The following is a 13,203-nucleotide window of genomic DNA, read 5'->3' on the forward strand; positions in this document are numbered from 1 at the left end:
GGGGAGAAGACACATGCCGAAGAAAGTTCTGAACAATATTTCGGAAATCCGCCGGTACTTTCACACCAATTCGGACCCGATCTATTTTGTCTCAGCAACCAATTTCAATCTTCTTGGGCTTGATGAGTGGGTGAAGAATTTCAAATACATCTGTTACATGGACTGTTTCGACGGCCGTCACCCGAACGTGCTGGTTCCGTCAGAACTGCCGCATGACGAGTTCCAGTCGATCGAGGATATCAACAACTACCTGCTGCAGCACAAGGAAGTCATCGACTACGTCAAATCACGCGGCGGCAAGCCGAAATTCGTGTTCCTGATGTTCGACGAGAAAACCGAGAAACTTGCCAAGGAAATCGGCGGCGAGGTCTGGTTTCCCAAGGCAAAACTGCGCACCAAGATGGACAACAAGATCGAAACCGTCCGTGTCGGCAACAAGGCCGGCGTCCCCTCGGTGCCCAACACACTGTCCAGGGTGGACAGCTACGACCACCTCAAGAAGATCTGCAAGAAGGCGGATCTGGGCGACGATCTGGTGCTGCAAAGCGCGTTCGGGGATTCAGGCCACACCACATTCTTTATCAAGTCCGAGGCCGATTTTCGCAAGCACGAGCATGAGATCGTCGGCCAGGGCGAAATCAAGATCATGAAGCGGATCGACTGCCGCGGCTCGGCGATCGAAGCGTGCTGCACCGCCGAAGGCACCATCGTCGGCCCACTGATGACCGAGCTTGTCGGGTTCAAGGAACTGACGCCCTATCGAGGCGGCTGGTGCGGCAACGAAATCTTCTCCACCGCCTTCCCGCCAAAAACCCGCGAGAAGGCGCGCGAGCTGACCTTCAAGTTCGGCGAACAGCTGCGCAAGGAAGGCTATCGCGGCTATTTCGAACTGGACTTCCTGATCGACAAGAAAACAGGCGACATCTGGCTGGGCGAGCTGAACCCGCGCATCACCGGCGCCTCTTCGATGACCAACCACGCGGCCTTTGCCCATGCGGATGCGCCACTGTTTATCTTCCATCTGCTCGAGTTCTCGAAAAAGCCGTTCAAGCTGGGCGTGGAGGAATTGAACGCCCGCTGGGCGGATCCAGACATGATCGATTCCTGGTCACAGATGGTGATCAAGCATACCGAGGACACCGTGGATATTGTCACCCATGCCCCCCAATCCGGCATTTACAAGATGCTGCCGGACGGTCAGGTCGTGTTCAATCGGTTCGATTACCACCGCCGCGCGGTCGAAAGCGAGGATGAAGCGTTCTTCCTGCGTATCTCGAATGTGGGCGATTACCGCTATGAGGGCGCGGATCTCGGCATCCTTGTGACCAGGGGGCGCTCGATGACCAAAGGCTTCAAACTGACCGAGAAATCGAAGCGCTGGATCGACGGAATCAAGAACGCCTATTCCGCCCGCCCGCTGCCCTCTGCGCAGGCCTTTGAGGATCCGGCATTTAAGATTATGTAGGGCGCATGAAACTGACATTCCGCGCCGTAGAGGAAACACAGCCCGGCCAGAAACTGACCGGGCTCTTTTCCGAATACAGAAAGGCCTATCTCAATTGGTGGGCGGGCGAAGGCCTGTCCGGTCGCCCCACCTATGCGGAATGCCGCCGGGCCTTGCAAACTCACATGCCCGAAATCGTCGGACTCTACGACCGGTTGTGCGCTGCCGCTGGGGGCGGTGATCTGGAATCGCGGTTCCTGAGTTTCTATTGCCCGCCACGCTATCTGGCCGGTTGCAGTCAGGCGATCTGGCAGGGCAAGGAACCGCTCTTGGTCCGCAACTACGATTACAACCCGTCGGCATTTGACGGGGTATTTCTCAAAACCGTCTGGAACGGGCGTCAGGTGATGGGCACTTCGGATGGGCTGTTCGGTCTGCTCGACGGGATCAACGACGCGGGCCTCACCGTTTCGCTGACCTTTGGCGGACGCCGTGCTGTTGGCGACGGCTTTGGCGTGCCCCTCATCCTCAGATACCTTTTGCAAGTTTGCTCGACCATCGATGAGGCAAAAGAGGTTCTGACGCGGGTTCCCTGTCACATGACCTACAACGTGACGGTTCTGGATCGCGACAGGAATTACTTCACCGCCTACCTTGCTCCAGATCGCCCCACCATCATTACCAGAGTGGCAGTCGCCACCAACCATCAGGAGCGCGTTGAATGGTCCAGCCACGCGCGTTTGACGGCCTCAGTCGAACGGGAGCGGTTTCTGCTTCAGCGGTTGACGCTGCATCCGGAAACGAAAGAGAAGTTCATCGGGTCGTTCCTCAAGCCCCCGCTGTATTCGCTGGCATTCAACAGGGGATTTGGCACCCTCTACACAGCCGCCTATCACCCCTGCGATCTGTCCGTGGAACTGATCTGGCCGGACCGGACGTGGCGCAAGAACCTGAACCGGTTTGAAACAGGTCAACTCGGGGTCGACTATCCCGATGTTTTGCAGTCGGCAACTTGACAATCGCCTTGAGCTGACGCTCCATTTCGGGTCAGGTGCAAGGTGACCGATCCACCCCGTCCAAGCTGTTTGTCAAACCCTGCCATTGCCTTGCAGGAACTTTTACTGTCAACCGTTGCGCGAACCCTGTCTCTTAAGAAGATACACTCTGAAGAAGGACCGGCACAGCGCAGCAAACTGCCGAGGCTCTGGCCGAGCTGGTTTATGTCAATCTGCTGCACCCCGGTCATCCCGCGCTGTTCGGGTGGCCGCGCCGAACTGGGCGTGCGGATGGCCGTCAGCGCGCAGATGGGGCAACGCCATGGCATTCCTTGCACGGACAGCGCGGGCATGACCAACAGCAAGCTACCCGACTTTCAGGCGGGTTGCGAAAAAGGGAATGCCGAACTGCCCAGCGCGCCGGATGCGGCACGCGCCCGGGCTGGGACAAACCGGGCAGGGCCCCGTCAATCCCACGTGGGTCACATTGGCCGGGACAGCGAACCGCGGGTCACGATTTCGGTTTGAAGCTGGATGGATTGGCCAGGCGCTGCGGTTTCGATCATGTTGATCAACTCGATCGCTGCCCTACGACCCATCTCGCGATGCGGGACATGCAATGTCGTAAGGCCCGGATGAACGATCCGGGCCAACTCGATATCGTCAAACCCGGTGATCGATATATCTTCGGGCACACGCAGGCCCATCTTTTCGGCCTGGCGCAGCGCGCCTACGGCAAGAACGTCGTTACCGCACAAGACTGCTGTCGGGCGTGGGGCGCGGGACATCAACCTGCTGAAGGCTGCGGCCCCATTTTCGATTTCGTATGGTGTTTCGATGATCGACAATGCGTCGGGGGACAGGCCGTTTTTTGTCAAGGCGTCCCTGATGCCCTCGATCCTCAACCGGGCGCGGTCGTTGCCTTTACTGATGGCCGAAATCGTCGCCAGGCGCGTGTGCCCCTGACCGATCACCGCGTTCGCCAGTGCCATCATCGCTTCGCGATTGTCAAATCCGATGGAAGGAACACGCTTGCCCGGAATGAAGGACCAGGCAACCATCGCGGGGACCTTCTGACGGTCGAGATAGTCGTAGATGCGTGGGTCGCGATCATGGCCGATGAGCAACAGCCCATCAGCGCCACGGGCGACCAGATTTCTGATCTGCTCTTCCTCGACCTCGGGTTTGTAGGCGGAACTTGCAACAAGCAGGGTATAGCCGCGCTGGTGAATCTCTTCCTGAAACGCCTGCAGCCCCCTAGCAAAGATCGCGTTTTCCATCGTGGGAATGATCGCGCCGATCGTGAACGACCTCTTAGCCGCCATGACGCGTGCGGCAAAATTCGGTGTGTATCCCAAGACCTCGACCGCCGACATGACGCGTTTGCGCGTCGCCTCGACGACGCGTTGCGGATCGTTGAGGCACCTCGACACGGTCGCAGTCGAAACGCCCGCTTTCCTGGCCACATCATCCAGGGTCGGCGCGGACCGAAGTTTTGTCATTCTCGAACTCACAATTCGCTTTTGCCAAAGTCTAGACGGTTTGATGAGTGGATGGAAGTCACAATGTAAGCGCTTGCATTTGTCATGTAAGCGCTTACAAATAGGTAGGAGCCGATTCTACAGGGAGACCGGGAAATGTTTCTTGCAGCGTCCATTATCGTGTTTGCCATCTATTTTGCGAACGTGGCTTTGGGTGCTTTTGCGGGCAGCGCATTTCTTGGGGATGTAGGGGAGATGTTGGTTCTGTTCGCGGCGTCGATCCTGTTCGTTGTCGCAATTCTGAAGAAGGAGGCCGACCGCGACGCCAAGAATGGCGGTTGAGATGGGGCCGAATTTTCCAATGGGAGGGCATAATATGAACAACGACAGAAACGAGCTTGCATCCGCAGAGCGCCGCAATTTCCTGAAACTTAGTGCCAGCGGCGCTTTCACCGCCGCGCTGGTCGCAGGTGCCGGTGGGGTGCTTTGGTCATCCGAAGCGGCCGCGCAGACCGCGAAAGAGGAGCGCGAGCGGGAAAATGCGGCCGATCACGTCATGACCGTGGCAACAGCCTATGTGCTGGGAGCCTCGCGCAGCTATCCGATCATGCAACTGGACCTCAAAGAGAATATCCAGAACGCGACGAACGGCAAGGTGTATGTCAAACTGGCACCCGGCGGCCAGTTGGGCGCGGGCGGCGCGCTGGTGCAAAAGGTGCAGGGCGGCACGATTCAGGCGGCGCAGCATTCGTTGTCGAACTTCGCGCCCTTTGCCTCGACCGTCGATCTGATCAACATGCCTTATTTGTGCGGTTCGAACCAGCGCTTTACCAATCTGGTGCATTCCGACACATGGAAGAACGAAGTTCACCCCAAGGTCGAGGCGGCCGGGTTCAAGGCACTGTTCTATGTGGTGATCGACCCGCGTGTCGTCGCGGTGCGTCAGGGCGGTAACGCAGTCATGACCCCGGGTGACATGAGCGGCATCAAGTTCCGCGTGCCGGGGTCGAAGATGCTGCAACAATACTACCGGATGGTAGGCGCCAACCCGACCCCGGTTGCGTGGGGCGAAACACCTTCGGCCATCAAGCAGGGTGTCGCGGATGCGCTCGATCCGTCCGTTGGGGCGCTGTATGTTTTTGGTTTCAAGGACATTCTGAGCCATGTGACCTTTACACAGGCAGTGCCGGACAGTCAGGTCTATTCCTGTAACCTGGAATGGTTCAACTCGATGCCTGCCGATGTGCAGGAAGGCATCATGTGGGGGTCGGAGATGACCAGCCACCAGAACCTGTCCAAGGTTCCCTCGGCGCGGGCCTATGCCATGTCCGAGTTGAACAAGGCCGGAGTCGAGTTCCACTCGCTCAGCGCAGATCAATTGGCGGAATGGCAGGATGCCGGCGGCTATCAGAACGCCGATTGGGATCCGTTCAAGACGGAATTGGCGGGGTCGATGGATGCCTTTGAAAAGCTGGTCGAAGCGGCTGGTACACAGGGCAAATACTACGTTCACGACGCCTGATACAAATTCGGCGGGCACCGAACGGGTGTCCGCTGAGAGCTTCAAAAGCGTGGCCCACAGCAACGTCTTGCAGAATGTCTGCGCGTGACCGTTTTGACGCCGAGGGGAAAATGACCGTTCTTCAGAACTTAGACCGAAATGCCGAACGCTGGCTGCTGCTTGTGTTCTATGTGATGCTGGTGATCACGATGGCCATCGAGGTTCTGCGGCGCGAGATTTTCGCGTTCTCTTCGATCTGGGGCGAGGAAATCGTTCGCTATTCCTTCATCTATCTTGCCTGGATTGGCGCGGCTGCCGCCGTCAAGGAGCGGGCGCATATCCGCATTGACGTGGTCATGCACTATCTCGGGCCGCGCCCCAAAGCGTTGCTGTATATATTTGGCGATCTGGTGATGTTCGTCGTCGCCGTGATCGCGCTATACTGGTCTTACGAGGCCGTTCACGTGTCTGCCAAGTTCGGATCGGTGACCGATGGCCTGCGCGTGTCAAAGGTCTGGTTCCTGATGGCGGTTCCAACCGGTTTTGCGCTGATGATCTGGCGGCTGATCCAATCCCTGATGCGCGACGTGAAATCCCTTCGAGACGGCACCCCCGTCTTTGAAGGTGACAAGCTGTTTGATTGAGGAGACCTGCGATGCTTTGGAATTCCCTCAATCAATCCGTCGAACTGGGCTGGGATTTCTATCTGCCGGTTATCATGTTTGTCGGCCTCATCGCCTTGGCCGTACCGGTCTGGGCCGCGATTGGTTCGGCGGCAATCGTGATGCTGGTGATGTCAGGTGACTTGCCGCTCAGCCTTGTTGGCGAGAGCCTGTTCACCGGCATCGACGCGTTTGCGCTGACCGCCGTTCCGCTGTTCATCCTGACCGGTGACGTACTGGTCAGGACCGGGTTGTCACGCAAGTTTCTGGACGTGGCCGAGGCGTTGACCTGTTTCGCCAAAGGTGGTTTCGGCTCGGCCACGGTTCTGGTCTGTGGCATGTTTGCCGCCATCTCGGGCTCTGACGCGGCGGGTGCAGCCGCCGTGGGCCGCATGACCATCAACCGGTTGGTCGAAAGCGGCTATCCGCGCCCCTACGCGTGTGCGCTGGTTGCCGCAGGGGCCTGTACCGGCATTCTGATCCCGCCGTCCATTGCCTATATCATCATCGGCCTTGTGCTGGGGATTTCCGCATCGACCCTGTTTCTGGCCGCGCTCATTCCCGGTCTTGCCATTCTGGTGTCTATCCTGATCACCAACATCATCATGAACCGCCTATACGCCTATGAAGGGGGCGGGTTGATGACCATGGGCGAGTGGCTGGCCAATCTGGGCAAGGCTCTCAGGTCAGGTTGGTACGCCTTCATCGTGCCGGGGATTATCTTCTACGGCATCTTCTCGGGTCGCCTGACGCCGACCGAGGCCGGAGCGACCGCGGTGGTCGTCACCATTATCATGGGTTTCATCCTGCGTACGCTGACGCTGGCTGATTTCCCGTCGATGTTGGTCAGTTCGGCCAAGGTGAACGGGGTGATCCTGCCGATCATTGCGTTTTCGGCCCCATTGGCCGAAGCGCTTGCTATCATGGGTGTGCCGCAGGGCTTTGTCGCCTCGATCACGTCGCTGACCGATGACCCCTATCTTTTGATCCTTCTGATGATCGGCATCCTGATTGCTGCCGGTTGCGTCATGGAGACGACGCCGAATATCGTGATCCTCGCGCCCATCCTGAAACCGTTGGCGGACAATATCGGAATGAACGAAATTCAATTCTGCATCATGATGATTACCGCGCTGGGTGTCGGGTTCATCACGCCGCCTTTGGGTCTGAACCTGTTCGTCGTCTCGGGCATAACCGGCGAGTCGATCCTCAAGATCGCCGCCCGTGCCGTGCCCTTCGTTCTTACCATGCTGATCGTGGTCATTCTGATCGCTTATGTTCCGGCGGTTTCGACTACATTGCTTCCTGAAATCTACCAATAGGATCTGCTGAATATGCCTCGTGACTATCTGAAAAAGGCAACCCTGACCGCGCAATCGCATGCGTCGGAGGTTCATGACACGGTCAAGACAATTCTTGCCGACATCGAGGCAGGCCGGGACGCCAAGGCCATGGAATACGCGGCCAAGTTCGACAAATACGAAGGCAATGTCCTGATGAGCGCCAAGGAGATCGAGGCCGCCTGTGCGCTGGTTCCCGAAAAGCTCAAAGCGGACATCCGCTTTGCCCATGACAACGTACGCCGGTTTGCGGAAACGCAAAAGGCAACCGTGTCTGATGTGCAGATGGAAATCGTGCCGGGGTTCATCGCCGGTCAGAAAGCGATCCCGGTGGATGCGGCGGGCTGCTATGTGCCGGGCGGGCGTTACAGTCACATCGCCAGCGCGATCATGACCGTCACGACGGCGAAGGTGGCCGGGTGCCGGCATATCACCGCCTGTTCCCCTCCGCGCCCGGGTGAGGGGGTCGCGCCCGCAATCGTTTACGCGGCGCATATCTGTGGTGCCGACAGCATCCTTGCAATGGGGGGCGTTCAGGGGGTCGCCGCGATGACTTATGGCCTGTTCGGCCTGCCGCGCGCCAATATCCTCGTGGGGCCGGGCAATCAGTTTGTCGCCGAGGCCAAGCGTATTCTGTATGGCAAGGTCGGCATCGACATGATCGCAGGCCCGACCGACAGTCTGATTCTGGCGGACTCGACCTCGGATGCGCATGTCGTTGCAACCGATTTGGTCAGCCAGGCCGAACATGGATACAACTCTCCCGTCTGGTTGGTGACCGATGACCGGGATCTGGCGCAGAAGGTCATGGAACTGGTTCCGGCATTGATCGACGATCTTCCTGAACTGAACCGTGACAATGCTTTTGCTGCGTGGCGTGACTATGCCGAAGTGATCGTCTGTTCGGACCGCGAGGAAATGGCCGCCTGTTCCGACGAATATGCGCCCGAACATCTGACGGTACAGGCCGATGATCTGGATTGGTGGTTGAACCGGCTGACCTGCTATGGCTCGCTGTTTCTGGGCGAGGAAACCACCGTGTCCTACGGCGACAAGGCCACGGGCACCAACCATGTGCTGCCCACATCTGGCGCTGCGAGCTATACTGGTGGGCTGAGCGTGCACAAGTACATGAAGATCGTGACATGGCAGCGGGCGACGCGTGAGGGGTCCAAGCCGATTGCGTTGGCCACTGCCCGCATCTCCCGCCTGGAGGGGATGGAGGGGCATGCACGGGCTGCCGATGTGCGACTTGCCAAGTATTTTCCCGACGAACAGTTCGATCTGACCGCCGATGGATGATCCGCGCGCGCTTTTTGACCTGACGGGACGGGTTGCCTGCGTCACCGGCGCAAGCTCGGGTCTGGGGCGGAGGGCGGTGATTGTTCTGGCCGCCGCCGGGGCTCGGGTAATCGGCGTCGCTCGACGCGCCGGGGCCTTGGCGCAGCTGCGTGACGAGGTTGGCGACAGCGTCGCCACAATGGTCGGGGATGTGGCCGACCGGGCCGCGACAGACGCGCTGGTCGAACGGATATCCGCCCCGTTCGGCGCGCCGGACATCATTGTCCACGCGGCCGGGTTGAATTCGCGCGAAGCCGCCGATGAGGTCACGGACGAAGGTTGGGATGCGACCCTTGCACTGAACCTCAGCGCGCCGTTCTTTCTGAGCCGGGCGATGGTGCCTGTAATGAAGGAACGCGGCTGGGGCCGCATCGTGAACTTCGCGTCGTTGCAGACCACGAGGGCCTTTCCGGGCGGCATCGCCTATGGCGCGACCAAAGCCGGGATCGGCCAGCTGACACGGGCCATGGCCGAGGCATGGTCGCCTTTCGGCATCACCGCCAACGCAATCGGGCCGGGGTTCTTTCCGACGGAACTGACGCAAGCCGTATTCGACGATCCCGAACGGGCTGCCCGCAATGCCGCGCAAACCTGCATCCGGCGCAATGGGCGGTTGGAGGATATCGACGGTCCAATCCTGTTTTTGTGCTCAAGGGCGTCTGACTATGTCACGGGGCAGGTTTTGATGGTCGACGGGGGGTTCACGGCAAAATGAAAGCGCTGGTTTACGAGGGTGTAGAACGGCTGGCTTATGAGGAAGTGCCCGATGCCGTTCCCGTCCTGGGCGAGCACCTGATCCGGGTCGAGGCCGTCGGCATCTGTGGCTCGGACATGCATGCGTATCTCGGTCACGATGCCCGGCGTCCGGCGCCGCTGATATTGGGGCACGAGGCGGCGGGAGTTGTCGTCGGCGGGACCATGGACGGGACGCGCGTGACGATCAATCCGCTTGTGGTCTGTGGCCGTTGCCTTGCCTGCGTGTCTGGTCGCGAAAATCTGTGCCCGGACCGTCAAATCATCTCGATGCCCCCGCGTGAGGGGGCGTTTGCGCAATATGTCACCATGCCGGAGGCCAATCTGATCAAGGTGCCGGATGACGTGCCGTTATCCCGGGCCGCGCTGGCCGAGCCGCTCGCAGTGAGTTGGCATGCGGTCAGGTTGGGGGTTGAGGCCCTGCATCCTGCGATGGACAGGCGTGCGCTGGTGATTGGTGGCGGGGCCATTGGCGTTGCGGCGGCATTGGCGCTCAAGGCGATCGGGGTTGATGACGTGACCATTGTCGAACCGAATGCGCACAGGCGAGGGTTTCTGGAACAGCTTCGGTCACTGAAACTGGTAGACAGTGTGATCGGTTCGTTTCCGCTTGTCCTAGACGCTGTCGGATATGCGGCGACCCGAGACAGCGCGTCAGCCCGCGTTGCGCCGGGAGGGGTGATCGTGCATGTCGGGCTGGGCGAGGACACGGGCGGGCTGGATGTGCGCCGAATGACCTTGCAGGAAATAACCTTCATCGGCACTTATACCTATACGAGCGAGGATTTTCGCCAGACCGTGCAGGCGATCTTTGATGGGCGCCTTGGGCAACTCGACTGGTTTGAAGAACGGGCGTTGTCAGATGGGGCGCAAGCGTTTCGCGATTTGCGTGCCGGTACGGTCGCCGCACCAAAGATCGTCCTGACACCGTGGGCGTAGACCCGGCAACAATGGAGGCAACCATGTACAAAAAAGTTCTTGTCCCGATGGCGCTGGATCACGGCATCTCGCAGCACACGCTGGAAGTGGCCCAGGCCCTTTCCGGCGGAAGTGGTGAGATCATTGCATTGCATGTCTATGAAGCGCCGCAGGGTTCCGTCAGCAGCTATCTGGACAAATCCGTGGTCGAAGAGGCGTTTCGCCATGCGCGCAACCTGCTTGAGGACAAGGTCGAGGGCCTTGACGGCGTTCATCCCGTTATCGTCAGGGGGCATTCGGCTCGTGCCATCATCGATTATGCCACCGAAAACGAGATCGACTGTATCATCGTAGGCTCGCACAAACCGGGGCTCAGCGACTATTTTCTGGGCTCGACCGCATCGCGCGTCGTTCGGCATGCACCCTGTGCCGTGCATGTGCACCGCCAATCCTAAACCCGTCAATCGCGCCCAGGGCGCATCATTCAGGATCTAGAACTCGGATATGAACATAGACAAACAGATCACCGATACTCTGGTCGCGAACGACATTTCGTTCGTCACCACGGTGCCGTGCAAGCAACTGGCCGGGGTCATTGCCGAAATCGATCGGCGCGATGATATCCTACACATCCCCTCGAACAAGGAAGACGAGGGTATGGGGTTGTGTGCCGGTGCCTGGATGGGCGGCAAGCGTCCGGCCATCATCATGCAGAACACCGCGATTGGCGTAACCATCAACACGCTGGCCACGCTGATCCAGTACTATCGGATGCCCCTGCCGATGCTGATCTCCTATCGCGGCGAGTTGCGCGAGCCGGTGGCCTGTCAGGTCGAGATGGCCGTGCATACCAAGGCGCTTCTGGCGCAACTTAACATCCCCGCCTACCATTTCCACAATCAGCGGGATGTTGGGGAACTGGACAACATCCTGAAATACACCTTCATGTGCAACAAGCCGGTGGCGGTCCTGACCGACGCCAATTTCTGGGGAGGCTATGGCGACCAATGATCCGTTCTGAAATTCTGCGGGAAATCGCCCCGATCATTCGTGACCATCTGGTGATCTGCAATATCGGCATCCCCAGCCAGGAGTTGCACGCCATCGACGACCAGCCGACCAATTTCTACATGCTTGGCACGATGGGTCTGGCCTCGTCGATCGGGTTCGGGCTGGCACTGGCGCAGCCCAAGCCGGTGATCGTGATCGACGGTGACGGATCGGTTCTGACCAATCTGGGCACGTTGCCCACCATCGGTAACCATCAGGCCGACAACTATATCCTGCTGATCATCGACAACGGGTCCTATGGCTCGACCGGGGATCAGCCGACCTATGCCGGGCAGCGGACCTCGCTGGCGGGAATGGCCCGCGAGGCGGGGTGCGAGACCGTGATCGAGTGCCGCGCAGAAGAGACCGGAGCAGTGTTGCAGCAGGCTCTGGATGCCGGGCGCAAGACCGTCATCGTGTGCAAATGCGAAAGTGGCAACGCCAAGATGCCTGTCATCACCATGGACCCGGTGGTCATCCGCGACCGTTTCATGAAGGCCGTTCAGGCCTGATGGCGACAAACGCCATCCATTGCGCCGAAGACGCGCGCCGGTTGGCACGCCGACGGCTGCCTTGGATGGTGTTCGACTATATCGACGGTGCCGCAGGCCAAGAGCAGGGCGCGCGGCGCAATCGCGCGGCGCTGGACCGGGTTCAGTTACGCCCGCGAGTGCTTCGCAACGTGCAGCGACGAAGTCTGAATTACGTGGTCCTAGATAAGGAGTGCGGGCAAGCCTTCGGGATCAGTCCAATGGGCATGTGCAATCTGGCTGGGCATGGGGCGGATCTGATGCTGGCCCGGTTGGCTGCGCGACTGCGCATACCGCATGTGGTTTCAACGCTGGCCTCGACCAGCCTCGAACAGATCCAGGAACAGGCGCAAGGGCAGGCCTGGCTGCAATTGTACTATGGCGAAGATTCCTGGCGTCTGATCCCTCGTGCGCGCGCTGCGGGTTACCAGACGCTGGTTCTGACCGTGGACGTGCCTGAGGTGGGGCGGCGGCCCAAGGATCTGCGCAATGGGTTCAAGATGCCCTTCCGTCTGGGTCCGCGCCAATTCATCGATTTTGCGCTGCATCCGCGCTGGTCGCTGAGCACCCTTTTCAAGGGCCGTCCGGAACTGGCGAATTTTGGCGGACCTTTCGGGACTTTTGACCGGGACGCCAGCCGTGCGGCGGCCGATTGGGACTATCTGAGGCGGTTGCGCCAGGAATGGCAGGGCAATCTGGTGGTCAAGGGTGTGATGGACCCCGAAGATGCCTTGCGATTGCGGAGCGAAGGCGTCGATGCGGTACAGGTTTCCAACCACGGCGGCCGACAGATGGAAAGCGCGCCGGGTGCACTTGACGCGTTGCGCGAAATTCGCGAGGCCATCGGGTCGGAGTTCCCGCTGTTCTTCGATAGCGGCCTGCGGTCGGGAGAAGACATTGTCAAAGCCTATGCTTCGGGCGCGGATTTCGTTTTCTTCGGGCGGCCCCTGCTTTTTGCAATCGCGGCCAGCGGCGAAGCTGGCCTCAAGCAGTTTGCAGCTGTGCTTCAGGCTGAGCTTCACCAGACATTGGCGCAAATCGGCCGATGCGCGATCACTGAAGTCGATCAAAGCTGTATTGCGTGACGTTGCGGTATTCGGAAAACCGCGACAGCGTGGATCAGCAGGCGTGTCGGCAACCATTGCGCATATGATTGACCGCCACCGGGTTCATAGTCAGATGTACCGT

The 13,203-nt window shown here is 59.4% G+C and carries 15 protein-coding genes; 14 read left to right on the top strand and 1 reads right to left on the bottom strand.

Annotated features, from left to right (window positions below):
• The first annotated feature begins 13 nt into the window (after nt 1-13).
• The 3 genes from AC2FMY_RS10055 to AC2FMY_RS10065 all read left to right on the top strand — a co-directional run bounded on the left by AC2FMY_RS10055 (nt 14) and on the right by AC2FMY_RS10065 (nt 2,967).
• Complete coding sequence (locus AC2FMY_RS10055; protein ID WP_496744228.1) at nt 14-1,465, top strand: biotin carboxylase; 1,452 nt, start codon at nt 14-16, stop codon at nt 1,463-1,465.
• Between the two features lie 5 nt (nt 1,466-1,470).
• Nucleotides 1,471-2,460: a C45 family autoproteolytic acyltransferase/hydrolase gene (locus AC2FMY_RS10060; RefSeq protein ID WP_480749407.1), complete on the top strand. Its 990-nt coding sequence runs from the start codon at nt 1,471-1,473 to the stop codon at nt 2,458-2,460.
• Between the two features lie 204 nt (nt 2,461-2,664).
• Nucleotides 2,665-2,967 (top strand): trimethylamine methyltransferase family protein, encoded by a 303-nt coding sequence (locus AC2FMY_RS10065; protein ID WP_496807336.1) that lies wholly within the window; start codon nt 2,665-2,667, stop codon nt 2,965-2,967.
• Here the strand turns inward: AC2FMY_RS10065 and AC2FMY_RS10070 are convergent.
• Nucleotides 2,922-3,941: a LacI family DNA-binding transcriptional regulator gene (locus AC2FMY_RS10070; protein WP_496744229.1), complete on the bottom strand. Its 1,020-nt coding sequence runs from the start codon at nt 3,939-3,941 to the stop codon at nt 2,922-2,924. The genes AC2FMY_RS10065 and AC2FMY_RS10070 overlap by 46 nt on opposite strands.
• 135 nt (nt 3,942-4,076) lie before the next feature.
• Here AC2FMY_RS10070 and AC2FMY_RS10075 point away from each other — a divergent pair, with 135 nt between their 5' ends.
• The 11 genes from AC2FMY_RS10075 (at nt 4,077) to AC2FMY_RS10125 (ending at nt 13,100) form a co-directional block, all read left to right on the top strand.
• Nucleotides 4,077-4,262 (top strand): hypothetical protein, encoded by a 186-nt coding sequence (locus tag AC2FMY_RS10075; RefSeq protein WP_480749404.1) that lies wholly within the window; start codon nt 4,077-4,079, stop codon nt 4,260-4,262.
• A 34-nt stretch (nt 4,263-4,296) separates the two neighbouring features.
• A complete protein-coding gene (locus AC2FMY_RS10080) occupies nt 4,297-5,442 on the top strand; it encodes a TRAP transporter substrate-binding protein (protein ID WP_496744231.1) in 1,146 nt (381 codons plus the stop codon).
• A gap of 110 nt (nt 5,443-5,552) precedes the next feature.
• Nucleotides 5,553-6,065 carry a TRAP transporter small permease gene (locus tag AC2FMY_RS10085; RefSeq protein ID WP_480749402.1) on the top strand — a complete coding sequence of 171 codons (513 nt, stop codon included), beginning with the start codon at nt 5,553-5,555 and terminating at the stop codon, nt 6,063-6,065.
• An 11-nt stretch (nt 6,066-6,076) separates the two neighbouring features.
• On the top strand, nt 6,077-7,405 hold the full coding sequence (locus AC2FMY_RS10090) for a TRAP transporter large permease (protein WP_480749401.1): 1,329 nt from the start codon (nt 6,077-6,079) through the stop codon (nt 7,403-7,405).
• Between the two features lie 12 nt (nt 7,406-7,417).
• Nucleotides 7,418-8,725: a histidinol dehydrogenase gene (hisD, locus tag AC2FMY_RS10095; protein WP_480749400.1), complete on the top strand. Its 1,308-nt coding sequence runs from the start codon at nt 7,418-7,420 to the stop codon at nt 8,723-8,725.
• Entirely contained in the window at nt 8,718-9,479 is a 762-nt protein-coding gene (locus tag AC2FMY_RS10100; RefSeq protein ID WP_480749399.1) for an SDR family NAD(P)-dependent oxidoreductase, read from the top strand. The genes hisD and AC2FMY_RS10100 overlap by 8 nt, the downstream gene beginning before the upstream one ends.
• Entirely contained in the window at nt 9,476-10,456 is a 981-nt protein-coding gene (locus tag AC2FMY_RS10105; protein WP_496807337.1) for an alcohol dehydrogenase catalytic domain-containing protein, read from the top strand. Before AC2FMY_RS10100 ends, AC2FMY_RS10105 begins: the two co-directional genes overlap by 4 nt.
• A 23-nt stretch (nt 10,457-10,479) precedes the next feature.
• The gene (locus tag AC2FMY_RS10110; RefSeq protein WP_496744237.1) at nt 10,480-10,890 is read left to right on the top strand and encodes a universal stress protein; all 411 of its coding nucleotides are present in this window, start codon (nt 10,480-10,482) and stop codon (nt 10,888-10,890) included.
• 49 nt (nt 10,891-10,939) lie between these two features.
• Nucleotides 10,940-11,446, top strand: a complete 507-nt coding sequence (gene comD / locus AC2FMY_RS10115; RefSeq protein WP_496807338.1) for a sulfopyruvate decarboxylase subunit alpha — start codon at nt 10,940-10,942, stop codon at nt 11,444-11,446.
• Nucleotides 11,443-11,997, top strand: coding sequence for a sulfopyruvate decarboxylase subunit beta (gene comE / locus AC2FMY_RS10120; RefSeq protein ID WP_480749395.1), 555 nt, complete (start codon nt 11,443-11,445; stop codon nt 11,995-11,997). Before comD ends, comE begins: the two co-directional genes overlap by 4 nt.
• Complete coding sequence (locus AC2FMY_RS10125) at nt 11,997-13,100, top strand: alpha-hydroxy acid oxidase (RefSeq protein ID WP_496744239.1); 1,104 nt, start codon at nt 11,997-11,999, stop codon at nt 13,098-13,100. The genes comE and AC2FMY_RS10125 overlap by 1 nt, the downstream gene beginning before the upstream one ends.
• Nucleotides 13,101-13,203 lie beyond the last annotated feature (103 nt).

The sequence above is a fragment of the Ruegeria sp. YKSE079 genome, assembly GCF_059612845.1.

Coding starts and splice junctions, on each gene's coding strand:
- AC2FMY_RS10055 (WP_496744228.1), top strand. CDS start 14: ATGCCGAAGAAAGTTCTGAACAATATTTCGGAAATCCGCCGGTACTTT.
- AC2FMY_RS10060 (WP_480749407.1), top strand. CDS start 1,471: ATGAAACTGACATTCCGCGCCGTAGAGGAAACACAGCCCGGCCAGAAA.
- AC2FMY_RS10065 (WP_496807336.1), top strand. CDS start 2,665: ATGTCAATCTGCTGCACCCCGGTCATCCCGCGCTGTTCGGGTGGCCGC.
- AC2FMY_RS10070 (WP_496744229.1), bottom strand. CDS start 3,941: ATGACAAAACTTCGGTCCGCGCCGACCCTGGATGATGTGGCCAGGAAA.
- AC2FMY_RS10075 (WP_480749404.1), top strand. CDS start 4,077: ATGTTTCTTGCAGCGTCCATTATCGTGTTTGCCATCTATTTTGCGAAC.
- AC2FMY_RS10080 (WP_496744231.1), top strand. CDS start 4,297: ATGAACAACGACAGAAACGAGCTTGCATCCGCAGAGCGCCGCAATTTC.
- AC2FMY_RS10085 (WP_480749402.1), top strand. CDS start 5,553: ATGACCGTTCTTCAGAACTTAGACCGAAATGCCGAACGCTGGCTGCTG.
- AC2FMY_RS10090 (WP_480749401.1), top strand. CDS start 6,077: ATGCTTTGGAATTCCCTCAATCAATCCGTCGAACTGGGCTGGGATTTC.
- hisD (WP_480749400.1), top strand. CDS start 7,418: ATGCCTCGTGACTATCTGAAAAAGGCAACCCTGACCGCGCAATCGCAT.
- AC2FMY_RS10100 (WP_480749399.1), top strand. CDS start 8,718: ATGGATGATCCGCGCGCGCTTTTTGACCTGACGGGACGGGTTGCCTGC.
- AC2FMY_RS10105 (WP_496807337.1), top strand. CDS start 9,476: ATGAAAGCGCTGGTTTACGAGGGTGTAGAACGGCTGGCTTATGAGGAA.
- AC2FMY_RS10110 (WP_496744237.1), top strand. CDS start 10,480: ATGTACAAAAAAGTTCTTGTCCCGATGGCGCTGGATCACGGCATCTCG.
- comD (WP_496807338.1), top strand. CDS start 10,940: ATGAACATAGACAAACAGATCACCGATACTCTGGTCGCGAACGACATT.
- comE (WP_480749395.1), top strand. CDS start 11,443: ATGATCCGTTCTGAAATTCTGCGGGAAATCGCCCCGATCATTCGTGAC.
- AC2FMY_RS10125 (WP_496744239.1), top strand. CDS start 11,997: ATGGCGACAAACGCCATCCATTGCGCCGAAGACGCGCGCCGGTTGGCA.